The organism is Streptococcus oralis (genome assembly GCF_002386345.1).
In the GTDB taxonomy this organism is placed as follows: Bacteria; Bacillota; Bacilli; order Lactobacillales; family Streptococcaceae; genus Streptococcus; species Streptococcus oralis_S.
The window spans coordinates 1,642,184-1,668,890 of the sequence record NZ_CP023507.1; the positions used below are offsets into that span (position 1 = coordinate 1,642,184).

The following is a 26,707-nucleotide window of genomic DNA, read 5'->3' on the forward strand; positions in this document are numbered from 1 at the left end:
AAAATTTCAAGAGAATGAAGCATTATATTTTCTCTTAAAATTTAGGAAAACGCTTGCACTAATGTTTACCTCGTGCTATACTGATAGAGAACAACTACACAAGGAGAATTGTGATGAAAAAGATCCCATCTCAAACTGAGAAAAAAATGATTTATGGTATCCGTTCCTTGAAGAACGGAACTGGTTCTGTCCTTATTGGTGCTAGCATTGTCCTGCTTTCTGCTACAATGCCAACTATTTCGGCTAACGAAAACCTGCCTCAAACTCAGGAAAATACCAGCGCTGTGACCAAGGCCCCTACTGAGACTGAAACGAGTCAAACTCAAAAGGAAACGCCTATTTCTGAACAAAAGAATGCAAACGCTTCCCTTGATTCTAAAAAAGAAGCTCCAGCTGTGGAAACTACTACAGCGCCAGAAACACCCAAAACAGAAGATGCTACTACAAGCCAGGCTAACAGCAAGGAAGAGAAAGTAGATACTAGCACTGCAACGCCAACTTCAGAACAAAAACCACAAGCTGACACATCCTCTGAAGAACCCATCGCAGACAACCACTTCCGTATCCATGTAAAAAAACTCCCTGAAGAGAACAAAGATTCTCAAGGTCTTTGGACTTGGGACGATGTTGAAAAGCCGTCTGAAAACTGGCCCAATGGAGCCAAGTCCTTCAAGGATGCCAAGCAAGATGACTACGGCTATTATCTAGATGTCAAACTCAAAAATGAGCAAGCCAAGAAAGTCAGCTTCCTCATCAACAATACCAAGGGGGATAACCTGACGGGAGACCGTTCTGTAGAGCGCCTCTCTCCAAAAATGAATGAGGCCTGGCTAGATGAAAACTACAAGGTATACAACTACCGCCCTCAGCCAGCAGGAACTATTCGTGTCAACTACTACCGCACCGACGGGAACTACGACAAAAAATCTCTTTGGTATTGGGGCGATGTCAAAAACCCAAGCAGTGGAGAATGGCCTGACGGTACTGACTTTACCGCAACTGGAAAATATGGACGTTACATTGACATTCCACTCAATGAAGCTGCGAGAGAATTTGGATTTTTATTACTAGACGAAAGCAAGAAAGGCGATGATGTGAAAATCAGAAAAGAAGATTATAAATTCACTGATCTAAAAAATCACAGTCAGATTTTCCTCAAAGATGATGACGAAACCATCTACACCAACCCCTACTATGTGCACGATATCCGCATGACTGGTGCCCAACACGTGGCTAAATCTCGTATCGAAAGCAGTTTTTCTACCCTAGTTGGAGCTAAGAAAGACGACATCCTCAAACACTCCAGCATCACTGATTACCAAGGGAATAAAGTAACTATCACAGACGTGGAAGTGGATGAGGCAGGTAAAAAAGTGACCTACATCGGCGACTTCTCTGACACTCAACACCCTTACACTGTCAGCTACAATTCAGACCGCTTTACCACACGTTCAAGCTGGCGCCTCAAGGATGAATCCTACAGTTACGATGGTCCACTCGGCGCAACTCTAAAAGAAGATGGCAAGCGTGTTGACCTCACCCTCTGGTCTCCAAGTGCTGATAAGGTTTCCGTTGTTGTCTATGACAAGAAAGACCCTGAAAAAGTAGTTGGAACTGTCGCCCTTGAAAAAGGAGAAAAAGGAACCTGGAAACAAACTCTGGATGCAAACTCTGGTCTCGGTATCAGCAACTACACTGGCTACTACTACCACTACCAAATCGAGCGCCAAGGTAAAACTGTCCTCGTTCTTGACCCTTATGCCAAATCATTAGCGGCTTGGAACAGTGACCTAGCAAAAACAGATACCGCTCATAAGGTCGCTAAAGCTGCCTTTGTCGATCCAGCGAAGTTAGGTCCGCAAGACTTGACCTATGGAAAGATTCGTAACTTCAAATCACGTGAAGATGCCGTTATCTACGAAGCTCATGTACGTGACTTCACTTCGGATCCTGCCATCGCAAAAGACTTGACCAAGCCTTTTGGTACCTTTGAAGCCTTTATCGAAAAACTGGACTATCTCAAAGACTTGGGTGTGACCCACATCCAGCTCCTTCCAGTCTTGTCTTACTACTTTGTCAATGAATTGAAAAACCATGAACGTTTGTCTGCCTACGCTTCAAGCAACAGCAACTACAACTGGGGATATGACCCTCAAAACTACTTCTCCTTGACTGGTATGTACTCAAGCGATCCTAAGGATCCAGAAAAACGTATCGCAGAATTCAAAAACCTCATCAACGAAATCCACAAACGTGGCATGGGGGCTATCTTGGATGTGGTCTACAACCATACTGCCAATGTTGATATTTTTGAGGATATTGAGCCAAACTACTACCACTTTATGGATGCAGACGGAACTCCTCGTACCAGCTTTGGAGGTGGCCGTTTGGGAACTACCCACTACATGTCTAAACGTGTCTTGGTAGACTCCATCAAGTATCTGGTTGAAACCTACAAAGTAGATGGTTTCCGCTTCGATATGATGGGTGACCACGATGCAGCTTCTATCGAAGAAGCGTACAAAGCTGCACGCGCCCTCAATCCAAATCTTATCATGCTAGGTGAAGGCTGGAGAACCTATACTGGTGATGAAAATACGCCTGTACAACCTGCTGACCAAGATTGGATGAAGAAAACAGATACTGTTGCTGTCTTTTCAGACGACATCCGTAACAACCTCAAGTCTGGCTATCCAAACGAAGGTCAACCTGCCTTTATCACAGGTGGCAAACGCGATATCAATACCATCTTTAAAAATCTCATTGCCCAACCAACCAACTTTGAAGCAGACAACCCTGGAGATGTTATCCAGTATATCGCGGCCCATGATAACTTGACCCTCTTTGACATTATTGCTCAGTCTATCAAAAAAGACCCAAGCAAGGCTGAAAACTACGCTGAGATTCATCGCCGTTTGCGACTTGGAAACCTCATGGTCTTGACCGCTCAAGGAACTCCGTTTATCCACTCTGGTCAGGAATACGGACGTACCAAACAATTCCTTGATCCAGCCTATAAGAATCCTGTCTCAGAGGATAAGGTTCCAAACAAGTCTCACTTGTTGCGCGACAAGGACGGCAAGCCATTTGTCTATCCTTACTTTATCCATGACTCTTACGACTCTAGTGATGCTGTCAACAAGTTTGATTGGACCAAGGCAACAGATGGCAAAGCATATCCTGAAAATGTCAAGAGCCGTAACTACATGAAAGGATTGATCGCCCTTCGTCAATCGACAGATGCCTTCCGACTCAAGAGTCTGCAAGACATCAAAGAGCGCGTCCACCTCATTACTGTCCCAGGACAAAATGGCGTTGAAAAAGAAGATGTGACCATCGGCTACCAAATCACTGCTCCAAACGGTGATGTCTACGCTGTCTTTGTCAATGCGGATGACAAGGCTCGTGAATTTACTCTAGGAACTGCCTTTGCCCACTTGAGAAAGGCTGAAGTCCTGGCAGATGAAAATCAAGCCGGACCAGTAGGAATCGCTAAACCTCAAGGTCTCGAATGGACTGAAAAAGGCTTGAAATTGAACGCTCTCACTGCTGTCGTTCTCCGCTTGTCTCAAGGTGGTGCCATTGTCGCTCCAGCTGTGGAAGAAAAACCAGAATTTGACCTTTCTAGCTTGGAAGTCGAACAAGAACAAGGCCAAGCTCAAAGCCTAGCAGCCAATCCTGAAACTCAAGAAACCGCTGCAGAGGCTCACTCTCAGAATCTCCTTCCAAACACAGGAACTGAGAACAAATCCCTCCTTGCCCTTGCTGGATTCAGTATCCTTGCCCTTCTCGGACTTGGATGGTTGATAAAAAACAAGAAAAAGAAATAATACTCAATGAAAATCAAAGGGTAAACTAGTAAGCTAATCGCAGGCTACTCAAAGCACAGCTTTGAGCTTGTAGATAAGGCGAAGCTGACCTGGTTTAAAGAGATTTTCGAGGTGTATAACCTAGCCCTCCTATAGAGAAAACACCCCATGGTCAGAAGAATCTTCTAGTCATGGGGTGTTGTTTTTATGATATACTTAGCTATCAAATCATATATTCTACACTATAGGTGGCATCTGATAAGATACGAGCCAGGAACTGCTTGGTTCGTTCTTCTTGTGGACGACTAAAGAAATCGTGGGGATTGTTCTCCTCTACGATACGGCCTCCATCCATGAAAATAACGTGGTTTGCGACATCTCTAGCAAATCCCATCTCATGCGTGACGACAACCATGGTCACACCTTCTCCCGCCAACTGTTTCAGAACATCCAAAACATCTCCAACCAACTCAGGGTCTAGTGCTGATGTTGGTTCATCTAGCAAAATGACCTCGGGCTTGACGGCAATGGCACGCGCAATTCCTATTCGTTGTTGTTGTCCTCCAGATAGTTGTGAAGGGTAGTAGTCTTTATAGGCAAGTAAACCAACTTTTTCCAAGGCAGATTCTGCACGTTTGAGCGCTTCTTCCTTGGGAACTTTACGAGCGACGATTAGGCCTTCTAGAATATTTTCCAGAGCAGTTTTATTCGCAAAAAGATTGTAGTGCTGGAAAACAAAGGCTGTTTTTTGGCGAATTTCTAGAATGTCTTTCTTGCTCAATTTGGATAAGTCATAGGTTTTTCCTGCCAAGGTCAAACGGCCACTATCAGCTTTTTCTAAGTGGTTGAGACAACGGAGAAAGGTCGTTTTCCCCGAACCTGATGGCCCTAAGATAACGACGACATCCCCTTTGTTGACCTGGAGATTGACATCCTCCAGCACCTGCCTCTCACCAAATGTTTTTGCGATATGTTCTACTTGTAACATCCTGTCCTCCTATACAAAACGCGCACTAGATGCTTTTGCACTTTTTTCTTTTTTCACATAGCCTTTTTCCAGTAGGGAGAAGCCCCACTGAATCAAACCACAGATCAAAATATACTGCAAAAAGATCACAAAATAAGACTCAAAATACTGGTAACCGTAGGACGCTTCTACACGAGCAATAGCGGTGATGTCCTTGATAGTCATAACAAAGACCAGGGAGGTCCCTTTGACGATATTGATTACCAGATTGGCCAAGTTAGGCAAGGCTGAGCGCAAGGCTTGAGGAAAAACAATCCTTAGATAGGCCTGGGTCGTAGTCAAGCCAATCGCATGCGCTGCCTCTAGTTGTCCCTTGTCCACCGTCAAGATAGCTGAACGCAAAATCTCCGACAAACTCCCGACTGTCATCAAACTATAAATGATAAAAGCATAGTAGAGAGGATCAAGCTTGAAAATATCAAAGTCACTTCCTATGCTTTTGAGAAATTGATTCAGCAAACTTGGAAACAAACTATAAAAGAAGAGAATCAATAAAATCGGAGGAGTCGCTCGGATGAAGGCCAGATAGACCAGAGAAAAACTCCTCACACCTCGAACCTTGTAAATCTGCCCCAAGGCTAAAAATAGAGCCGGTAAAAAGCTTAAGACCATAGCCACAATCATGATAATCAAGGTGATTGGCACACCCTTCAAGGTCTCCAGAAAGGTCTTTACAATATAGTCTATATCCATTTCTTACCTCCCTTTTGTTTCCAAAGACTTCTCAAGCAAACGACTCAAGCTAGAAATAACCAAGGCAATCCCCCAGTAAAGAAGTGCAACTGCCGTATAGGTTTCCAGAGAGTAGTTCCCTAAATTGCGACTAATCAAGAGATTGCCTGCCCCCATAACATCAACAAAACCAATCGTATAAGCCAAGGCAGCATCCCGCATGAGATTGAGAATAGCGGTCGTTATATTGGGAAGAGCAACTTGAAAAGCTTGGGGAAAAATGATTCTCCAAAAAGTCTGACTTGGAGTCAAACCAATACTAAGCCCGGCCTCTGTCTGCCCCTTTGGAATAGCTTGATAGCTCGCCTTGAAAACCTCGGCAACAATAGCCGCAAACAAGAGAATCATCGTCAGGAGAACAAAAATAGTTTTAGACCAGTTGTTGATATCCAAACCAAGCCACCATTTCAGAAATTCTGGCAAGCCATAAAAGACTAGAAAAAGCAAGACAATCGGCGGTGTACAACGTAGGGTAAAGATATAGCCTTTGGAAATCGCTGCAAAACTCTTGTCTTCTCCTACTTGCGCCCAGGCCAAGAGACCTCCAAAAAGGGAACCAAGAAGAGTGGTAAAAAAGAGAATGGACAAGGTCATAGGAAGTGCCTGCCATAAGGTCGGTAAAAACTGAAAGACCTTGGAAAAATCATAAGAAACCATGCAAAACCCTTTCTAGTCTTGGAATTTTTGGTCTAGTCTTTGTCTACGTAACTAAAGACATCTTCTTTAAAGTATTGCTGAGATAGCTTAGCAAGCGTACCATCTTCTTTCAACTCTTTGATTGCTTTTTCGTATTCCTTAGCGAATTGCTCACCCTTTTCATCACGGTGAATCAAGGGATAAGTTGGAATACCCTTGTATGGGAACCAGCTGAGTTTATCCGCATATTGGTGGTAAGGGCCATCTTCTGCGGTAACTGCTTTTTCAAAGGACAGTTTGATATCAAAGAAGGCGTCATAACGTCCTTCCAAGACCCAGGCATAGGCATCTGCCACTTTAAAAGATTCAGCTGCTGTTAGCTCAATCGGTGCATCCTGATGTTTTTCATTGTAGCTGGTGATAACATTCCATTGAGCATTCTGTGGAGAGATAGGAACCAATTTCCCTTTATTCTTAGCAAAGTCATCAATGGTTTTGTATTTCTGTTCATCTTCTTTTCTGACAGTAAATCCGATGATGCTCGCTCCGACTGGTTCAGATGGAATGACAAACTTTTTAGCTCGTTCATCTGTGTACCAAGCTCCCTTGGTTCCGATGTCATACTTGCCTGATTCCAGACCAATCAAGAGGTCGTCATCACTGGTGCCCGTATATTCAAATTGATAGTTTGCCAACTTCTCATCAACAGCCTTCAAAACAGCTACTTCATAACCATCTGATTCCCCTTTTTCATTGACAAAGTCATAAGGCACATAGTTTTGTGTATGGGCAACCTTCAAGGTTATGACTTCAGCAGACGAAGCTGTTTCTCCCTCCTTGGCTGGAGCGCCAGCTAAACTTCTCCCGATAATCGTCGCCCCAATTACTGCAACAACTGCTACACCACCGATAATCCATGCTTTTTTACTCATCTTTTTCTCCTTTAGTTTTCAAGCGCTTCTCTCACCCACTGGATACGTTCAACTGCGATATCACTTGGAATGGTACAATCTGCCCCAAGTACCAAGCCCTGTTCCCCAGCTTCTGCAACTAGTTTCTTTGCCTCAGCCTGAATGGCATCCTTGCTACCAGTATACAGCAAGCCTGTCTTACCATTTTCGAATCCTCCAAGAACCGTACGTCCCTTGAAAATCTCACGACCTTCCTTGAGAGTGATTCCCTCTGGTCCTACAGCCCAGTTAAAGACTTGGGCTGGGTAGTCTGCAAAAAGATGAATATCATTTCGCGCTCCCTCGTAGCCACAGATATGAAGAACAGTGACGCCACCAACAGCACTAGCTGCTTCCAGAACCGTTATCTCGCTAGGGGCAATGACGGCTTGATAATCTGCTGCCGACACTCGTTGATCTTGGATACTCTGCACGCTGAGATAGATTCCATCAGCACCAGCCTCTTCGATGACAGCTCGACTGAGACTCGCAATATCTTCTGCAATCACATCCAACACCTTTTTAAGGGCTTCAGGATCTTCCACCAGAAAGTCTGCAATAAGGTCATCGCCACCAGACACTTCCCCAAGCAGCCACTTGAGATAGGTCACAGGAGCAAAAATATTGTAAATCGCAACAATATCTTCTGTAAATTCTTGCTTGATTTTCTTAACCAAGTCCACCTGCTCTTTTATCCAAGCATGATCTGGTCCGAGTGGTTGAATGGTTGCCAATTCTTGAAGTGATTTGCCTTTGGCAATCGCTGGATTTGGATAAGCAAAGTAGCCATCACTCATGAGTTTGATAAAGTCTGGCTGAACTTCTCGGATAAAGCGCTTATGGCCCTCAATATTCTTCTCGATAATGGCTGGATTTGAGAAACCGTGTAGCCATTCGTCTTCTGATGTGAAATGATGCCAAAAACCAACTGGCACACGATCAACCTTTTCACCTCTAAATGCTTTTAAAACCCATTCTTTTTTTTCTGACATTCTTATTCTCCATTTCTTACTTTTTCAACTAATAAACTGCTTGCGATATCATTCGAGCGTAGAAAGGGGAGACTGGACTTGGAAAAATCCTGAACTCCATGACATCTCTCTCCATTTTTGCAGTGCTGATTTTTTACGACGCTTATGGCAACCAAGGCCAGCAAACCGACAACTGCAATGAAGATGCCCCATCTTTTACTTTTCATAGCTCCTCCTTTTAGAGAACAGCTGCCTGCCGAATCCAGTCCAACCTCTCTAAGTCAAAGTCATCTGGAACAGTACAGTCAGCTCCCAGAAGAACGCCTTTACTACCAGCTTCAGCCAGCAACCGTCTTGTTTCATCTTGCAATTCCGCCTTGGAACCTTGATAAAGCAAGCTTTTCTTGCCGTTTTCAAATCCACCTAAAACGGCCTTGCCTGGAAACAACTCCTGCCCCTGTGTCAAACTAACATCCTCATGGTGGGTCGCCCAGTTGACCACTTGAGCTGGATAGTCCTTAAAAATCGTCACATCATTGCTCGCACCTTCAAAACCACAGATATGGAGGATATTGGTCCCACCCACCTGATTAGCTGCCTCCAAAATCGCTATATTGCTCGGTTCGATATAGGTTTGGTAGAGTGCTGGTGTGATGCGCTCATCTTGAATTTCCTGGGTACTGAGGTAAATCCCGTCAACACCGCCTTGCTGGATGATTTTCTGAGTTAGGATAGCAATATCTCCTGCAATCACGTCTAGAATAGCTCTAAATTGCTCAGGATTTTCAAGCAATAGATCAGCCACTTCCCTATCTCCTCGAGAAGTTTCTGTGCGGAACCAGCGCTTGAGGTAGGAGATTGGTGAAAAGATATTGTAGAAAGAAGCAATCTCTTCGGTAAAGGTCTCTCGAATCGCTTGTACCACTTCCACCTGTTGCTGAATCCATGGGTGTTCCTCACCAATCGACTCAATAGAAGTCAGCTCCCGAATGCTTGCAATCTTAGGATTATAGACATTACTTGGATAAAGGAAAAAACCATCGCTCATAATTTTGACAAAATCAGGGCGAATCCTTTCCACATAGCTGCGATGCCCATCAACACTTTTTTGAAAGATACGTGGATTATTTAATCCCTGCCCCTTTTCTTCGAGTGTTACAAAATGAAACCAAAATCCGACAGGAACTCTTTCCACTTCATCGCCTCGAATCGCTCTAAAGACTAAATCTCTTTTGCTTGCCATACCTTTCTCCTTCCATTTGGATTGAAACCATCTTACCACTCCTTTTCCCCTTTTCCCAATATATATTGACTATCAACTCGATTGGAAATTTTTATATCTATAAAGAAAAAAATCCCTGAAAAGCTTGATGTTACTAGCCTTTCAAAGATTCACTTTATTTTCATCTATTTTTCAAAAAGGAGCTGATATAGATTTTCTATCAAGTCGATTGGATTTTTTTATATCCATCTTCATTCCCAAATTAAGTACATAATTTTATCCTAATACCAAATTACTACTGAAAAATTTATTTTCTCCCGATATTCCCTTGCACAAATCCCGTGAAAACGCTACAATATTAGTAGACTATTATTAGGAGGATGGGATTATGAAAATATCCAAAGTTACCATTACAATTGCTTCTACACTTGCTTCCGTCATTTTACTGACTGGCTGTGGCACAAATTCGGCAAATTCACAGACAACACAAAGTAGTACATCTGATAATCAGGTTACAATGACCTATGATCAGTTGCGTTCAAGAGAGAACACTATGTCAACTCTTTGGTATCAAAAAGCAGCTGAGACCAAGGCACTCTATCTACAAGGTTACAATGTCGCTACTGATCGTTTAAAAGAACTACTAAAAACACAGACAGATAAACCCTACTCTATCGTTTTGGACTTAGACGAAACCGTATTAGACAACAGTCCTTATCAAGCTCAAAATGTCAAAGACGGAACAGCATTTACCCCAGAAAACTGGGATGTCTGGGTAAAAAAAGCCGCAGCCAAGGCTGTACCAGGTGCTAAAGACTTCCTCCAATTTGCAGACAAAAACGGTGTCCAAATTTACTATGTATCTGACCGCACGATAGATCAGGTAGATGATACGATCAAAAACCTAGAAAATGAAGGAATTCCTGTACAAAGCCGCGATCATCTCATGTTCTTAGAAAAAGGCGTCAAATCTAAAGAAGGTCGTAGACAAGCAGTCCAAGAAAAAACCAACTTAGTCATGCTACTAGGAGACAATCTTGTGGACTTTGCAGAGTTTTCAAAGACCTCTGAAACTGAGCGCGACCAAAAATTAGAGGAATTACAAAAAGAGTTTGGTGAGAAATTCATCATTTTCCCTAACCCAATGTACGGATCATGGGAAAGCACTGTTTACAATGGTAATAAATTGGATGCCAAGGGTCAAACTGAAGAGCGCCAAAAAAACTTACAAGGTTTTGATAAATAAAATAAGGGAGCTATCTACCAGTTTACACCAACCACAAGATATCGTATTTGCGAGAATATCAAAAAAGACGACTTCCAAGCGGAAATCGTCTTTTTTACTATTTTATCTTGTACTTGGTATAAACTAGTATATATTCCACTAGATAGTATGCTCTATCTCTTGTACCACTTCCACCTATTGCTGAATCCATGGGTGTTCCTCACCAATCGACTCAACTGATTGAATTTTTTTATAACTCCTCTTTCATAGCAAAGTAAGCACGTATTTTGGGCGCCACTTGTGTGCCGAAGAGTTCAATAGCTCTCAGAACTTGACCATGAGGCATAGAACCAAGCGGTAGATGGAGCATGAAACGGTCCAAGTCTAAATCCTCAATCATGCGAATCAATTTTTCTGCTACCTGATCTGGATTTCCCACAAACATGGCACCATTTGGCCCAACTTGCTCCAAATATTGCTCATAGGTCAACTCCTGCCAGTGTGGACGGTCCTTGGAAATCGCATCCACTACTTGCTTGGTCGGATGGAAATAATCTTTTATCGCCTGCTCGCCATCTTCAGCAATCCAGCCCCAAGAATGAGCGCCCACTTTCAGGTCTTTATCCGCATGACCGGCTTCCCTACCAATCTCACGATAAGCTTGAATCAGCTTTTTAAAATAACGCGGATTGCCACCAATAATAGCATAGACAATTGGCAACCCCGCCTGAGCAATCTTCACTGTTGACTCTACATGACCACCTGTCGCCACCCACAATGGCAATTTGTCCTGAACTGGACGAGGATAAACTTCTTTTCCAGCAATGCTTTGGGTCAATTGCCCCTGCCAGTCTATCTTGGTCTTTTCATTGACTAACTGGAGCATGTCTAATTTCTCATCAAAGAGAGCTTCATAGTCTTTCAAGTCATAGCCAAACAGTGGGAAAGACTCGGTAAATGAACCACGCCCAGCCATAATCTCCGCACGTCCATTTGACAAAGCATCGATAGTAGCATATTGTTGGAACAAGCGAATCGGATCCATACTCGAGAGTATGCTGACTGCACTCGTCAAACGAATTTTCTTGGTATTGACTGCACCAGCTGCAAGAACAATCTCTGGCGCCGATACCGCAAAGTCCTCCCGATGATGCTCCCCAATCCCGTACACATCCAAACCAACCTTATCAGCCAGCTCTATCTCTGCCACCAGCTGACGAATGCGTTCATCATGACTGTAAAGTTGCCCAGTCGCTTCCAGAGCTGTTGTTTCACCAAATGTTGAAATTCCTAATTCTACCATCCCGTTTCCTCGCTATCTCTTTTAGTTTTAGGGTATTTTATCACTAATTAGTTTTATTTTCAATACATTTGCTCATTAGAAAAAGTCTAGATGAACTAGACTTTCTTAGCTTATTCTACTGTTACTGACTTAGCAAGGTTACGTGGTTTGTCCACATCAAGGCCACGGTGGAGTGTTGCAAAGTAAGCGACCAATTGCGTTGGTACGACCATTGAGATTGGTGAGAGGTAAGGGTGGACGGTCGTAAGGACGATATCGTCTGTCTCTTTAGCAACATTCTCTTCTGCAATAGTGAGAACCTTGGCACCACGGGCTGCGACCTCTTGGATATTTCCACGAGTATGGTTAGCAAGGACTGGATCTGACAAGAGGGCCAAGACAGGCGTTCCTTCTTCAATCAAGGCAATGGTCCCGTGCTTGAGTTCTCCTGCCGCAAAGCCTTCACACTGGATGTAAGAAATCTCTTTTAGCTTAAGACTGGCTTCCATGGCTACGCAGTAATCTTGACCACGTCCAATGTAAAAGGCGTTGCGTGTTGTTTCAAGAAGCTCATGAACTTTAGCATCAATGGTTTCTTTTTCAGAAAGAGTTGATTCGATAGACTGAGCTACGATTGACAACTCATGAACCAGGTCAAAGGCTTGCGCTTTAGCATTGCCGTTTGCTTCTCCGACTGCTTTTGCAAGGAAGGCAAGTGCTGCGATTTGTGCTGTGTAGGCCTTGGTTGAAGCCACAGCAATTTCAGGACCCGCGTGAAGCAACATAGTATGGTTGGCTTCACGTGAAAGGGTTGAACCTGGCACGTTGGTCACTGTCAAGCTCGGGATTCCCATTTCATTAGCCTTGACCAAAACCTGACGGCTATCCGCTGTTTCACCAGACTGGCTGATAAAGATGAAGAGTGGTTTTTTGCTGAGAAGTGGCATACCATAGCCCCACTCAGATGAAATTCCAAGTTCAACTGGTGTATCTGTCAGTTCTTCCAACATCTTCTTAGAAGCAAATCCTGCGTGGTACGATGTTCCAGCTGCAAGGATGTAAATGCGGTCTGCATCTTGAACAGCCTTGATGATAGCAGGGTCAACCACTACTTGACCTGCCTCATCTGTGTAGGCTTGGATAAGTTTACGCATAACCGTTGGTTGCTCATCAATTTCCTTGAGCATGTAGTAAGGGTAAGTTCCTTTACCGATATCTGACAAGTCGAGCTCAGCAGTATAGCTAGCACGCTCACGACTGTTACCATCATAGTCTTGAACTTCGACGCTATCAGCCTTGACGATTACCAACTCTTGGTCATGGATTTCCATGTATTGGTTGGTCTCACGAATCATGGCCATAGCATCTGAGCAGACCATGTTATAGCCTTCTCCAAGACCAATCAAAAGTGGCGATTTGTTCTTAGCGACATAGATGACATCTGGATTTTCAGAGTCAACCAAGGCAAAGGCATAAGAACCACGGATGATGTGAAGGGCTTTTTTGAAGGCTTCAAGAACTGACAAGCCATCTTCTTCAACAAATTTCCCAATCAAGTGAACAGCGATTTCTGTATCTGTTTGTCCCTTGAAGTGGTGACCTGCAAGGTATTCTTCCTTGATTTCAAGGTAGTTTTCAATGACCCCATTGTGGACCAAGACAAAACGTTCTGTCTCAGAGCGGTGTGGGTGAGCATTGTCTTCCGTTGGTTTCCCGTGAGTTGCCCAACGAGTATGTCCGATACCAGTTGTCCCCTCAACACCTGCTGTCTTGGCAGACAATTCTGCGATACGACCGACAGCCTTAACCAGGTGATTTTCAGCACCACCTAGGACAAAAATCCCCGCAGAATCATAGCCACGGTATTCGAGCTTTTCAAGCCCTTGAATCAAAATATCAGTTGCATTTGTGTTTCCAACAACACCAACAATTCCACACATAGTATATACGACACAGACCAGCTGTGCTTTCTCCTTAAATTGGTATAGTCTAATTCTCACTTTACGGAATCAGCAAAAACAGTATATACTTGTTTTTCTCACTTGTCAAGGATAAAAATTGGTATAGTTTTTCTATCTGGTGTTTTATCAAGATTTCACTTGATACCTGACAAGTCAGCATCAATTACTTATAATAAAAAGAGGAGGTATTTGCCATGTGGTTTTTCTTCGCACTTTTATCAGCTATCTTTGCAGCCTTAACGTCAATTTTAGCTAAGATTGGAATTGAGGGAGTTCCATCCAATCTAGCAACCGCTATTCGTACGGTCGTCGTCATTCTTATGGCCTGGGCCATGGTTTTCTTGACCAATAGTCAGACCGAAATTGTCAATATCAGTAGAAAAAGTTGGCTCTTTCTCATCTTATCTGGTTTGGCCACTGGCGCCTCTTGGCTCTGCTACTACAAGGCCTTGCAGATGGGCAGTGCAACTGAGGTATCTGCTGTCGATAAATTCAGTCTCGTCCTTACCCTCGTTCTAGCCTTTTTCTTCCTACAAGATATCCTGACGTTTAAAACAATTATTGGCTGTATCCTGATTACGATCGGGACCTTGGTGATGATATTGTAATAAAAAGTGAGATGAACGCCATCTCACTCTTTTTATTCTTAAAATCCATTATGGTCGCTGAGTTCTTTGAACCAGTGGCCTGATTTCTTCAGGCGACGTTCCTGTGTTTCCAAGTCAAGCTCAACCAGACCATAGCGATTTTTATAGCTGTTGAGCCATGACCAGCAGTCGATAAAGGTCCAGATTAAGTAACCCTTACAATTGGCTCCGTCTTCTATGGCACGGTGAAGTTCACGCAGATGTCCTTTGACAAAGTCGATACGATAGTCGTCCTGAATCATGCCATTCACACGGAATTTATCCTCACCTTCAACACCCATGCCATTCTCTGTCAGCATCCACTCAATATTACCATAATTTTCCTTGATATTTTGGGCAATATCATAAATCCCCTGCTCATAGATTTCCCAACCGCGGTGAGGATTGATCTTACGGCCCGGCATGACGTAAGGTTCGTAGAAATGCTCTGGCAAAAGCGGGCTATCAGGATGTTTAGCAAAACGTGGCGCCATAACGCGCAAAGGTTGGTAGTAATTGACTCCAAGGAAATCAACTGTATTCTCCCGAATAAGGTCCAACTCCTCAGCTGTAGAATTCGGTAACAAATCATACTCAGCTAAAATTTCCACCAATTCCTTTGGATAAGCTCCCAGTACAGACGGGTCTAAGAAAGATTGGGCTTGGAAGAGATCCGCAATGCGAGCAGCCTTGACATCTGCGGGATGCTGGCTACGTGGATAGGCTGGTGTCAAGTTGAGGACAATCCCAATCTTGGAATCAGGCAAAACTTCATGACAGGCCTTAACCGCAAGACTACTAGCCAGTTGTGTGTGATAGGCAACCTTAACCGCCGCTTTGGCATCTACCTTATGAGGATAGTGGGCATCGTAAAAATAGCCAAACTCTACGGGAACGATGGGCTCATTAAAGGTAATCCATTGGTCCACCAAGTCACCGTATGTCTCAAAACAAAAACGAGCATAGTCTTCATAAGCCTTGACAGTTGCCTTATTTTCCCAACCGTCGCCGTCTTCTTGGAGGGCAAAAGGCAGGTCGAAGTGATAGAGATTGACTAAGAGACGAATCCCTTTGGCCTTAATAGCTTCAAAAACCTGACGGTAGAAAGTCACCCCTTGCGGATTGACTTCTCCACGGCCCTGTGGGAAAATACGAGACCACTGAATAGAAGTTCGGAAGGCTGTATGCCCAGTCTCTACCAAAAGCTCAATATCCTTTTTCCAGTTTTCATAGAAAGTCGATGTTTTGTCAGGTCCAATCCCATTGTAGTAGCGATTGGGTTCCACCTGATACCAATAATCCCAGAGATTGTCTCCCTTTCCGTCACCAGGTACACGACCTTCTGTCTGTGGTCCAGAAGTGGAGGAACCCCAAACAAAATCCTTTGGAAATTTTAGCATACCTTTACCTCTTCATTTACTCATTTTCCCCATTATACAGAAAAAACAAGGTAAAAACTAGTTACATTTTTGCCTTGTTTTTCTTCTGATTATAGTTTTATTTCTTGCTTAGGATTTCAAGGGTTTCGAGCAAGTTGTCTGCATGAACTTCGATGGTGTCACCAGTCGCCTTGATCTTAACTTCTACGATGCCATCGGCTGCTTTCTTCCCAACAGTAATACGGATTGGCAACCCAATCAAGTCGCTATCGCTAAACTTCACTCCGACACGTTCGTTACGGTCGTCTGTCAAGACTTCGTAACCAGCTCCCATCAAGCTTGCTTCAAGTTTTTCTGTTAAGGCTTGCGCTTCTTCATCTTTGACATTGACAGTGATCAGGTGCACATCAAATGGTGCCAATTCTTTAGGGAAGTTAACTCCCCAAGTGTAACGGTATTCACCTTTAGGCGTTTTGTTGACAAAGAGGCGAGCGTGTTGCTCCATAACTGCTGAGAGAAGACGGCTAACACCGATACCGTAACAACCCATGATGATTGGCACAGCACGGCCATTTTCGTCCAAAACATCTGCACCCATGCTTGCTGAGTAGCGAGTTCCGAGTTTGAAAATATGACCGATCTCGATACCACGGGCGAAGTTTAGGACACCTTGTCCGTCTGGTGAAATTTCACCCTCACGAACTTCACGGATATCCACATATTCTGCAGTAAAGTCACGACCTGGGTTCACACCCGTCAAGTGGTAGCCATCTTCGTTAGCCCCCACAACAGCATTACGAACATCTTGCACCTTACGGTCTGCAATGATTTTCACATTTTCTGGCAAACCAACTGGTCCAAGCGAACCAAAGCCAGCTGAGATAACATTTGCTACTTCTTCCTCGCTCGCAACATCAAAGAAATCTGCTCCCAAGTGGTTCTTCAACTTGACTTCATTGAGTTGGTCATTTCCAACTAGAAGGGCTGCAACAAGCTCACCATCTGCCATGTAGAAGAGAGTTTTAATCGTTTGTTCTTCTGGGACATTTAGGAAGGCTGCGACTTCGTCAATAGATTTAACACCTGGTGTTTCCACGCGAGTTACTTCTTCTTCCGCAACAACACGGTTGCTTGGCTTGTACTCGTTTGTTGCCATTTCTAAGTTAGCCGCATAGCTAGACTCACTTGAGTAGGCAATAGTGTCTTCACCAGAAACCATCCATTTGAGCAATTCTGCCTTGATTTCTTCTTGCACTTCTGCAGGAATTTCATCAAATGAGGAAACTGACTTGTCTAAGACAACCCAGCGGTCGAGGTCTGTACGGGCTGGTGTGATGGCCATAAATTCTTGGCTATCCTTACCACCCATGGCTCCACCGTCACCGATGATGGCCTTGAAGTCCAAGCCACTACGAGTGAAAATACGTTCGTAGGCCGCCTTGTACTCGTCATAAGTCACATCCAAACTATCGTAATTAGCATGGAAACTATAACCGTCTTTCATGATAAATTCACGCGTACGGAGAAGTCCGTTACGTGGACGTTTTTCATCACGGTACTTAGGCTGAATTTGGTAAAGGTTGAGTGGCAACTGCTTGTAAGACTTGACAGAGTCACGAACAATAGCTGTAAAAGTTTCTTCGTGTGTCGGACCTAGGATAAAGTCTGACTTTTCACGATTTTTCAGTTTATAAAGGTCTTCACCATAGGTTTCATAACGACCTGATTCACGCCAAAGATCGGCACTGAGAAGGGCAGGCGCTAGCATTTCCACCGCACCAATCTTATCAAACTCTTGGCGCATGATATTCTTAGCCTTTTCAATCACACGGTTAGCGAGTGGTAGGTAAGAATAAACACCAGCAGAAACTTGACGAACATAACCAGCACGCAACATAAGTGCGTGGCTGATAACTTGAGCATCGCTTGGCATTTCGCGAAGCGTTGGGATTAGCATTTTACTTTGTTTCATAATATTCCTCGATTATCTAAAAGAAGAGTCGCATAATGTCATTCCAGGTCACAGCTAGCATCAAGACAACCATCATAACTACACCAGCCATGGTGACATAGGTTTCAATTTCTTGTTTAAGGGGTTTCCGGCGGATAGCCTCTAGGATATTGAGCACAATCTTTCCACCATCCAAAGCCGGAATCGGAATCAAGTTAAAAATCCCGATATTGATGGAAATCATGGCTAGGAAATAGAGGACATTCTCAATTCCATTTTTAGCAGCATCGCTACTTGCCTTAAAAATGGCAACGGGACCGCCGAGTTTGTTCAAATCTGGATGGAAAATCAAGTTTTTCAGAGCCGAAAGGATACGAAGCCCTGAGTCAGCAGCGGTTGTAAATCCACCAACAAACATGGATAGAAAGTCTGACTTGACTCCCGGTTGAACCCCAAGAATATAACGTCCTTGATTCTCTTCTGGAGTCACCGTGACTTGTTTTTCACTACCATTTTCGGAAATGGTCACATCCAAGGTCGGAGCGGTCTTGTCCTTGGTATCTGCTTCCACAGCCTGGGTCAAGTCTTGCCAATTCTTAACCTCATGCGAGCCGACCTTGGTAATTTGAGCGGTCTCAGCTACGCCCACCTTAGCCAAAGCTCCCTCTGGCATGACATGAAAGAGATTGGTCTGAGTGTCTCTAACACCGCCTTGTAAAAAGATCAAGATCCAAAAAACAACAACACCTAAGATAAAGTTATTCATGGGACCTGCAAAGTTGGTGATGAGCTTGCCCCAGATAGAAGCATTTTGGTACTGCACATCCAGAGGGGCAATGCGCACTTCGGTTCCGTCTTCTTCAACAACCGTTGCATCATGATCCACTGCAAAAGTCTTTTCTTCTTCCAGGACCAAACCCTTAATAAAGAGCTTGTCTTCAAAGTCAAACTGGGTTACCTGCATAGGAAGAGCCGTTTGATCCAGTTTCTTCCCTGAGAGGTTGATCCGTTTGACCTTACCATCGTCAGCAAGTGTTAAACTGACTGGAGTTCCTGTCTTGATTTCTGTCGCATCATCACCCCAGCCTGCCATACGAACATAGCCTCCTAGAGGAAGGATTCGAATGGTATAAGCCGTGCCATCCTTACCGATATGGGAAAAAATCTTGGGCCCCATACCAATGGCAAATTCACGAACTAAAATGCCTGATTTCTTGGCAAAATAAAAATGTCCAAACTCATGCACCACCACAATAATCCCAAAAACGAGGATAAAGGTTAGCAATCCAATCATTCAATATTCCTTTCTTTAAAACAGGCCAAATAAGTGCATCATTGGAAACACAATCAGCATGCTGTCAAAGCGATCCAACACACCGCCATGTCCAGGGATAAATTTCCCAGAATCCTTGACACCGAAATGGCGTTTCATGGCACTCTCAATCAAGTCACCAAACTGACCTGCCACACTGAAGAAGGCAGCAAAGAGACTCATTCTATAAATCCCATAAGGAAGAGCAACTGTACTGTCCACTAGCATGAAGATTACCGTTATCAGTACCGCACCTAGAATACCCCCGACAAATCCCTCAATACTCTTATTAGGAGAAACTCTCGGAGCCAACTTATGCTTGCCAAAATTCATCCCTATCAGGTAAGCTGCGCTATCTGTCGCCCAGACAATAAAGAGGGCCAAAAGCACCTTATCAAAACCTGCCACCCGAGCATCTAGTAAGGCATTGAAGCCAAAACCAACATAAAAGCTCACAGCAATTGGGAAAGCGGCATCTTCAATCGTATAGTTTTTACTGAAAACGGTGGTCCCTAGCATTATGGTAATCAAAACACTGTAGGCAACCACATTCCCATCAACAGGCAAAAATGTTAGGTAATTTTCTAAAGGAACTGTGAGAGCGAAGGTCGCAAAAAGAGTCAAAGCACCCTCAATGGTCATAGTCTTTAGCCCCTTCATGTGCAAGAGCTCATGGACGCCTAGCATCGCTAACAAGCCAATCCCTATCTGCAACAAGAGCCCACCCGCAAACAAGACTGGAAGGAAAATCGCCAGGGCCAATACCGCAAACAATGTTCTCTTTTGTAAATCCTTGGTCATATCTTCTCCTAAACTCCTCCAAAACGGCGATTGCGATGGTTAAAAGCAGCAATAGCTTCCTGCAAGGCGACTTCATCAAAATCAGGCCACAAGGTATCCGTAAAGTAAAGCTCGCTATAAGCTGCTTGCCATGGCAAGAAATTACTTAAACGCAACTCACCACTTGTACGGATAATCAAATCCGGATCCCGCAAATCCTTTGGCAGGTGTTGCGTGAAAAGATAGTCCCCAATCATATCTTCTGTAATGTCACCAGGGTTGATTTTAGCATCTAGAACATCTTGAGCCAAGCCCTTAAGAGCCTGCGTAATTTCAGCACGACCACCATAGTTAAGCGCAAAATTGAGAATCAAGCCCGTATTGTTCTTGGTCAACTCCTCTGCTTTTTTCAAAGCTTCAAAAGTCGGCTTAGGCAAACGGTCCGTCTCCCCAATCATCTGAATCTTAACATTATTTGCGTGCAATTCAGGGACATAGTTATCATAAAACTCGACTGGCAAGTTCATGATAAACTTGACTTCTTGATCTGGGCGCGTCCAATTTTCCGTTGAAAAGGCATAAACCGTGATGACCTTAACTCCCATCTTGTTAGCTGCCTTGGTCACCTTTTGGAGGGCTTCCATCCCCGCCTTATGACCAAAAACCCGTGGTTGCATCCGTTTTTTAGCCCAACGACCATTCCCATCCATGATGATGCCAATATGAGCAGGAACCTGTGTTGGAACCTCGACTTCTACAGCTTTATCTTTCTTAAAAAATCCAAACATGTTCTTATTCCTATTCAAAAATCTATCGTTTCATTATACCATATTTCCCCATTTTCTTCTATTGGTAAGTTATTAGCTCTCCGTACAGACAAAAAATAAGCCGCCTGATTGGGCGACTTAATTTTATAGGGAGATTATTATGAAAAAGTTTTAGGAGTTTAAGTTAAGTTCCTCTTAACTTATGAACCTAGTATACCGTCCCTAACTTAAATTTTTCTTAAGTTTTTTGAGAAAGTCAGATTTTTCCATTTTTCTTGCCAATTTTTCTTGGACAAGCGTTCTTGATAGTGCTTCATTCGGTCCTCATTCTCTAAAAAATGAGGAGTTGGGGAAACCTGAAAGTTCAAAATATCCTCTATACCATAAGGCGCAAAGAGCTCCAAAGTTGCGTCGGCATGCAAGCGGAGTCCTATCGCCGTACATCGTTCTGGATACTTACTCATGGCATCACAAGAACTCGTGTAAGGCACAGTGTGGGGACTGTGCAGATGCATATAGACCTGATTTTTCAACTCCCACTGATATCGAGGGAAATCTTCTCTCAGCTTTTTCTCTAGGGATACTGTTTCCTCATAAGAAACATCTGGATCAAAGAAAATCACATCCACATCCGTCTCACTATCAAAAGGCGATTTGTCTGACAAGAGATTCCAGATGAAATTCCTGACAGAACCTGCTGCCAACCACGAATCTTTCAGACCAAGGTCACGGATGATGGTCAGAATGGTCATCATATCTGGATTTTCTCTGAAAGCATCTAGAATTTCTTGCTCATTTTTCACTGTATTCATAACCTAAATGCTCATATGCCTTAGCAGTTGCCACCCGTCCAGAACGAGTTCGCATGATGAAACCTTTCTGAATCAGGTAAGGTTCGTACATATCTTCGACTGTCTCACGCTCCTCGGCAATATTAACAGAAAGAGTTCCTAAACCGACAGGACCACCACCGTACATCTCAATCATGGTGCGAAGGATTTTTTGGTCTACATAGTCCAAACCTTCACGGTCTACATCCAGCATGGTCAAAGCCTTATCCGTAATCTCATCATCAATCAAGCCATCCCCCATAATCTGGGCAAAGTCGCGCACGCGCTTGAGGAGACGATTGGCGATACGAGGAGTTCCACGACTGCGTAAAGCCAGCTCGGCAGCTGCCTCATGGGTGATTTCCATCTCAAAAATATCTGCTGTCCGCTCAACAATCTCTGTCAAGTCAGCGTGGGCATAGTATTCCATATGACCTGTAATCCCAAAACGTGCCCGCAGAGGATTTGAGAGCATCCCCGCACGTGTCGTAGCCCCAATCAAGGTGAATGGTGGCAAGTCCAAATGGACACTGCGACTGCCCTCTCCAGCCCCAATCATGATGTCAATGTAGAAGTCTTCCATGGCACTGTAAAGCACCTCTTCCACCGACATGGGCAGGCGATGAATCTCGTCAATAAAGAGGACGTCTCCAGGTTCCAAATCATTCAAAATCGCTACCAGATCCCCCGCTTTTTCGATGACAGGGCCAGAAGTCTGCTTGAGATTGACTCCCAGTTCATTGGCAATAACAAAGGCCATGGTTGTTTTCCCCAAACCTGGAGGTCCAAATAAGAGGACATGATCCAGCGCCTCATCCCGCATCTTCGCTGCTTCGATAAATATTTGAAGCTGATCCTTGACCTTGTCCTGCCCAATATATTCACGTAAATACTGAGGACGAAGGGTACGTTCTACCAACTCCTCATCCCCCATGATTTCATTATCTAAAATTCTACTCATGGCTCTATTATATCAAAAATCCAAGCCACAAACAAAAAAGCCACCTGATTGGGTGGCCTCTTTAGGGAGATTATTATGAAAAAGAAAAGTTTAGGATTTCATTAAATAAAGTTAGGAGGTCTTTATTTAATGATTATATAATACAAGATGAATCTTAAAGCTAACTTAACTTTTTCTTTGATTTATCATTTTTTAAAAAAATTTTCCTCTCCAAGCCATAAAAAAGCCACCTGATTGGGCGGCTTTTTTAGGAGATTATGATGAAAAAGAAAAGTTTGGGATTTCATTAAATAAAGTTAGGAGGTCTTTATTTAATGATTATATGATACACAAGGAGACTTAAACTTTACTTAAGAAAAAATAATTTTTTTATCTTTTTCGATCCACCCAAATCATTCCTGTACAATCATAAGTAGATAAGGTTTCAAAACCCAGTGAACGGTAGAATCCCAAGTTTTTATCTGTTTGGTCTGTCACTAGTTGGACTTGATAGGCATCTTTGTAATCACCTAAAGCCTCTTTCATCAAGTTGCTACCAATCCCTTGGCGCTGATAGCTAGGCAAAACGATCAAATCCTGGACAAAAATCGATGAAAAACCATCTCCAACCAAACGGACCAAGCCCACCACGGCATCGCCATCAAGTGCTATATAAATCGCTAATGAGTGAGACAAGGCTTTCTTCAACATCTGAGGTTGATGTGTATAATTTGTCCATCCAACTGCCTGATAGAGATGCAAAACATCCTCTAGCTTGACAATTTCTTGCCTTCTAATAGTCATCATCTCAATACCTCTCAGAATTCTCTCAAGCTCTTGTACTGTCGTCCATTTTTATCAAAATTTTCAGGAGTCAACCATGTTTCTAAACGAGCTTTGACTTGAGGCCAGTCCTTATCAATCATAGACAACCAATCCGTATCTCTCGTACGCCCCTTATAAACAACTGCCTGGCGGAAGGTTCCTTCATAAACAAAGCCCAAACGCTCCGCAGCTCGTCTTGATGGCAGATTTAGAGCATCGCATTTCCACTCATAGCGACGATAGTTAAGCTCCTCAAAAACATAGCGAGCTAGGAGATATTGAGCCTCTGTCCCTATACGTGTTCCCCTTAATTCTGGAGAAAAAGTGACGGCACCCACTTCTATTACTCGGTTATTCTGGTCAATACGCATGAGAGAAAAAGTCCCCAAAGCCTTACCAGTTGCCTTGTCTATAATCGCATAGTAAAAACGGTCCTTACGAGCCAACATCTGATTTAAGACAGTAACCAGTTCCTCCATATCTGCCACTGGTTCCTGAAAGAGGTAGGTCCACATCTCCCGAGGAGTATCTGGACCATAAACAGCTAATGAATCCTCCGCATGCTTTTCCACCGAAAGAGCCTCTATCCGAGCGTAGCACCCTTCTAAGAAATCAATGGAAGGCAATTCTCCTGGAGTATAACCTTCCATTGACTCACCAATTATCTGACCATATTCATTTACTGGCATTGTTTTCTCCTTGATTCACTTTTCAAACTTTATAATTGCACATAGTATATCATACTTTCATGAAAAAATTCAAAAAATCCTCCAGATTCTACTCTGAAGGATTCCTATCTTATTTCACAACGATATTAACGAGTTTGGTTGGCTTCAATAGTCCAGTGGACTATTGAAGGTGGCAGATAGGGCTAATAAACTCGTTATTTAACGACGATATTAACGAGTTTATTAGGGACACTAATCACTTTCACGATTTCCTTACCGTCAATCTCTGCTTTGACTTTTTCATCCGCTAGAGCAATTTCTTGCAATTCTTCACGTGATAGGTCTTTAGCGACCATGAGTTTGGCACGGACTTTTCCTTTGATTTGGATGACGATTTCGATTTCGTCTTCAACCAATTTGCTTTCGTCCCAAGTTGGCCAAGCTACATAAGAGATGGACTCACCTGTTGCAGCAACAGTTTGCCAGAGTTCTTCTGCCAAATGAGGTGCAAATGGGGCAATCAATTGAATAAAGCCTTTGGCGTAGTCCACATAGAGTTTGTCTTCCTTATTAGCAGCGTTGACAAAGACCATAAGTTGGGCAATGGCTGTGTTGAATTTCATGGATTCGATTTGCTCAGTAACAGATTTAACGGTTTCATTGTAAACCTTGTCAAGAGCACCATTATTTTCCGCAACAATTTCTTTACTTGTAATCAAACGGTAAACACGGTCAAGGAACTTACGGCTTCCTTCCAGACCTTCTTCTGACCAAGCAATTGAAGCATCAAGTGGCCCCATGAACATTTCATAAACACGAAGGGTATCGGCACCATATTGTTCCACCACATCGTCTGGGTTAACAACGTTCTTGAGCGATTTAGACATCTTGGCTGGTGCTTGCTCCAACTCTTCTCCTGTTTCCAGATGGAAGAAAGAACCGTCACGTTTTTCAACCTTATCAGTCGCTACAAGAGCTCCACGGTGGTCACGGTAGCTTGTTCCCAAAATCATCCCTTGGTTAAAGAGTTTTTGGAATGGTTCCTTAGTCGGAACAACACCGAGGTCATAGAGGAATTTGTGCCAGAAACGAGCATAGAGCAAGTGAAGTACAGCATGCTCTGCACCACCCACGTAGATATCTACTGGCAACCATTGTTTGAGGAGGTCCTCATCAGCCAATTTCTCAGTATTGTGCGGGTCAATATAGCGGAGGTAGTACCAGCTTGAACCAGCCCATTGTGGCATGGTGTTGGTTTCACGACGACCTTTGACGCCATCTTCACGAGTCACTTCCAGCCAATCTGTCAAGTTAGCCAACGGGCTTTCACCAGTACCTGAAGGACGGATGTCCTTGGTTACTGGCAAGACAAGTGGCAATTCATTTTCAGGAACAGCTGTTGAAGTCCCATCTTCCCAATGAATGATTGGGATTGGTTCACCCCAATAACGTTGACGGCTAAAGAGCCAATCGCGGAGACGGTAGGTAACCTTCTCTTGACCGCAACCTTTCTCTTCCAACCAAGCCACAATCTTAGCAATAGCGTCTTCTTTGTTAAGGCCATCTAGGAAGTCTGAATTGACATGAAGACCATCTTCAGTATAGGCAGCTTCTTCAACGTTTCCACCTTCTAGCACTTCTACGATTGGAAGGTCAAATTGTTTGGCAAATTCCCAGTCACGTTGGTCATGGGCTGGCACAGCCATAACGGCACCTGTTCCATAACTAGCAAGAACATAGTCTGCAATCCAGATTGGGATTTCCTTGCCATTGACAGGATTGATGGCATAAGCACCAGTCCATACACCAGTTTTTTCTTTGGCAAGGTCGGTACGAGCCAAGTCAGACTTGAGACTAGCTTGGTGTTTGTAGTCTGCAACTGCATCAGCTTGCTCTGAGCTTGTGATGGCATCTACTAGTTCATGCTCAGGAGCCAAGACTGTGAAGGTCGCACCGAAAAGAGTGTCAGGACGAGTCGTAAAGACTGTGAATTCCTTGTCTGTTCCCTTAACTTTAAAGGTTACATTGGCACCAGTTGATTTACCAATCCAGTTGCGTTGCATATCCTTGATAGACTCTGGCCAATCCAACTCATCCAAGTCGTTAAGCAAGCGCTCTGCATAGGCCGTGATTTTAAGCATCCATTGGCGCATTGGTTTGCGAACAACAGGATAGCCACCACGTTCAGAAGTTCCGTCAGGCAGGACTTCTTCGTTGGCGATAGCTGTTCCCAATTCTTCTACCCAGTTTACTGGTACTTCGGCTTCATAGGCCAAGCCTTTTTCGTAAAGCTTGGTGAAGATCCACTGAGTCCATTTGTAGTAGTTTGGATCTGTTGTGTTGACTTCACGGTCCCAGTCGTAAGAGAATCCAAGCGCATTGATTTGACGTTTGAAGTTGGCAATGTTTTCTGCTGTAAATTCTGCCGGGTCATTCCCCGTATCCATAGCGTATTGCTCAGCTGGCAAACCAAAGGCATCCCAACCCATTGGGTGAAGGACATTGTAACCTTGGGCACGTTTGTAACGGCTAAGGATATCAGTCGCTGTATAACCTTCTGGGTGTCCTACGTGCAATCCAGCTCCTGAAGGATATGGGAACATATCGAGAGCATAAAACTTCGGTTTTGATGCATCTGTTCCTGTCTTAAATGTATGATGTTCTGCCCAGTAGCCCTGCCACTTAGGTTCAATTTCTTTATGATTGTAAAAACTCATGGTCTCTCTCCAATTTTATGATGTTACTATTATACCATTTTCAAGAGATTTTTACAGATGAAATCATGAAGTTTCCATTGATACCTATTACAAAACA

General features: G+C 43.7%; 22 protein-coding genes. 3 read left to right on the top strand and 19 right to left on the bottom strand.

All coding sequences use genetic code 11. From position 1 onward, the window contains the following. The first annotated feature begins 113 nt into the window (after window positions 1-113). On the top strand, window positions 114-3,830 hold the full coding sequence (locus CO686_RS08010) for a pullulanase (protein WP_096753706.1): 3,717 nt from the start codon (window positions 114-116) through the stop codon (window positions 3,828-3,830). A gap of 202 nt (window positions 3,831-4,032) precedes the next feature. Here CO686_RS08010 and CO686_RS08020 read toward each other — a convergent pair whose 3' ends face one another. The 7 genes from CO686_RS08020 to CO686_RS08050 are packed head-to-tail and all read right to left on the bottom strand — an operon-like array spanning window position 4,033 to window position 9,368. Beyond that, complete coding sequence (locus CO686_RS08020; RefSeq protein ID WP_096753707.1) at window positions 4,033-4,797, bottom strand: amino acid ABC transporter ATP-binding protein; 765 nt, start codon at window positions 4,795-4,797, stop codon at window positions 4,033-4,035. A 9-nt stretch (window positions 4,798-4,806) separates the two neighbouring features. Beyond that, complete coding sequence (locus CO686_RS08025) at window positions 4,807-5,529, bottom strand: amino acid ABC transporter permease (protein WP_000350563.1); 723 nt, start codon at window positions 5,527-5,529, stop codon at window positions 4,807-4,809. A 3-nt stretch (window positions 5,530-5,532) separates the two neighbouring features. Beyond that, window positions 5,533-6,225 (bottom strand): amino acid ABC transporter permease, encoded by a 693-nt coding sequence (locus CO686_RS08030; RefSeq protein ID WP_009729724.1) that lies wholly within the window; start codon window positions 6,223-6,225, stop codon window positions 5,533-5,535. Between the two features lie 32 nt (window positions 6,226-6,257). After that, window positions 6,258-7,136: a transporter substrate-binding domain-containing protein gene (locus CO686_RS08035; RefSeq protein WP_049478849.1), complete on the bottom strand. Its 879-nt coding sequence runs from the start codon at window positions 7,134-7,136 to the stop codon at window positions 6,258-6,260. An 11-nt stretch (window positions 7,137-7,147) separates the two neighbouring features. After that, window positions 7,148-8,146 carry a uroporphyrinogen decarboxylase family protein gene (locus CO686_RS08040; RefSeq protein WP_001290982.1) on the bottom strand — a complete coding sequence of 333 codons (999 nt, stop codon included), beginning with the start codon at window positions 8,144-8,146 and terminating at the stop codon, window positions 7,148-7,150. A gap of 2 nt (window positions 8,147-8,148) precedes the next feature. Further along, on the bottom strand, window positions 8,149-8,352 hold the full coding sequence (locus CO686_RS08045; RefSeq protein ID WP_000837740.1) for a hypothetical protein: 204 nt from the start codon (window positions 8,350-8,352) through the stop codon (window positions 8,149-8,151). 11 nt (window positions 8,353-8,363) lie between these two features. After that, window positions 8,364-9,368: a uroporphyrinogen decarboxylase family protein gene (locus CO686_RS08050; RefSeq protein WP_000157314.1), complete on the bottom strand. Its 1,005-nt coding sequence runs from the start codon at window positions 9,366-9,368 to the stop codon at window positions 8,364-8,366. A 367-nt stretch (window positions 9,369-9,735) separates the two neighbouring features. Here CO686_RS08050 and CO686_RS08055 point away from each other — a divergent pair, with 367 nt between their 5' ends. Then, window positions 9,736-10,593 (top strand): 5'-nucleotidase, lipoprotein e(P4) family, encoded by an 858-nt coding sequence (locus CO686_RS08055; RefSeq protein ID WP_000703382.1) that lies wholly within the window; start codon window positions 9,736-9,738, stop codon window positions 10,591-10,593. A gap of 229 nt (window positions 10,594-10,822) precedes the next feature. Here the strand turns inward: CO686_RS08055 and CO686_RS08060 are convergent, their stop codons facing one another. After that, window positions 10,823-11,875 carry an LLM class flavin-dependent oxidoreductase gene (locus CO686_RS08060; RefSeq protein ID WP_000229786.1) on the bottom strand — a complete coding sequence of 351 codons (1,053 nt, stop codon included), beginning with the start codon at window positions 11,873-11,875 and terminating at the stop codon, window positions 10,823-10,825. 110 nt (window positions 11,876-11,985) lie between these two features. Continuing rightward, entirely contained in the window at window positions 11,986-13,794 is a 1,809-nt protein-coding gene (gene glmS, locus CO686_RS08065) for a glutamine--fructose-6-phosphate transaminase (isomerizing) (protein WP_096753708.1), read from the bottom strand. 215 nt (window positions 13,795-14,009) lie between these two features. On the opposite strand from glmS, the gene CO686_RS08070 reads away from it, so the two are divergent. Then, complete coding sequence (locus CO686_RS08070) at window positions 14,010-14,423, top strand: EamA family transporter (RefSeq protein ID WP_000264209.1); 414 nt, start codon at window positions 14,010-14,012, stop codon at window positions 14,421-14,423. Window positions 14,424-14,461: 38 nt separating this feature from the next. Here CO686_RS08070 and CO686_RS08075 read toward each other — a convergent pair whose 3' ends face one another. The 10 genes from CO686_RS08075 to leuS form a co-directional block, all read right to left on the bottom strand. Beyond that, a complete protein-coding gene (locus CO686_RS08075) occupies window positions 14,462-15,841 on the bottom strand; it encodes a glycoside hydrolase family 1 protein (RefSeq protein WP_096753709.1) in 1,380 nt (459 codons plus the stop codon). 97 nt (window positions 15,842-15,938) lie between these two features. Next, window positions 15,939-17,792, bottom strand: coding sequence for a proline--tRNA ligase (locus tag CO686_RS08080; protein WP_096753710.1), 1,854 nt, complete (start codon window positions 17,790-17,792; stop codon window positions 15,939-15,941). A 16-nt stretch (window positions 17,793-17,808) separates the two neighbouring features. Then, window positions 17,809-19,065 carry an RIP metalloprotease RseP gene (gene rseP / locus CO686_RS08085; RefSeq protein ID WP_096753711.1) on the bottom strand — a complete coding sequence of 419 codons (1,257 nt, stop codon included), beginning with the start codon at window positions 19,063-19,065 and terminating at the stop codon, window positions 17,809-17,811. A 15-nt stretch (window positions 19,066-19,080) separates the two neighbouring features. Continuing rightward, entirely contained in the window at window positions 19,081-19,884 is an 804-nt protein-coding gene (locus CO686_RS08090) for a phosphatidate cytidylyltransferase (protein WP_096753712.1), read from the bottom strand. An 8-nt stretch (window positions 19,885-19,892) separates the two neighbouring features. Beyond that, the gene (uppS, locus tag CO686_RS08095) at window positions 19,893-20,651 is read right to left on the bottom strand and encodes an undecaprenyl pyrophosphate synthase (protein ID WP_049478860.1); all 759 of its coding nucleotides are present in this window, start codon (window positions 20,649-20,651) and stop codon (window positions 19,893-19,895) included. 206 nt (window positions 20,652-20,857) lie between these two features. Next, complete coding sequence (locus tag CO686_RS08100; RefSeq protein WP_096753713.1) at window positions 20,858-21,442, bottom strand: nucleotidyltransferase family protein; 585 nt, start codon at window positions 21,440-21,442, stop codon at window positions 20,858-20,860. Next, complete coding sequence (ruvB, locus tag CO686_RS08105; protein ID WP_096753714.1) at window positions 21,423-22,421, bottom strand: Holliday junction branch migration DNA helicase RuvB; 999 nt, start codon at window positions 22,419-22,421, stop codon at window positions 21,423-21,425. The genes CO686_RS08100 and ruvB overlap by 20 nt, the downstream gene beginning before the upstream one ends. 369 nt (window positions 22,422-22,790) lie before the next feature. Continuing rightward, window positions 22,791-23,207 carry a GNAT family N-acetyltransferase gene (locus CO686_RS08110; RefSeq protein ID WP_000988297.1) on the bottom strand — a complete coding sequence of 139 codons (417 nt, stop codon included), beginning with the start codon at window positions 23,205-23,207 and terminating at the stop codon, window positions 22,791-22,793. A gap of 11 nt (window positions 23,208-23,218) precedes the next feature. Further along, entirely contained in the window at window positions 23,219-23,914 is a 696-nt protein-coding gene (locus CO686_RS08115; RefSeq protein ID WP_096753715.1) for a GNAT family N-acetyltransferase, read from the bottom strand. A gap of 194 nt (window positions 23,915-24,108) precedes the next feature. After that, window positions 24,109-26,610: a leucine--tRNA ligase gene (gene leuS / locus CO686_RS08120; protein WP_049550204.1), complete on the bottom strand. Its 2,502-nt coding sequence runs from the start codon at window positions 26,608-26,610 to the stop codon at window positions 24,109-24,111. Window positions 26,611-26,707: the final 97 nt, after the last annotated feature.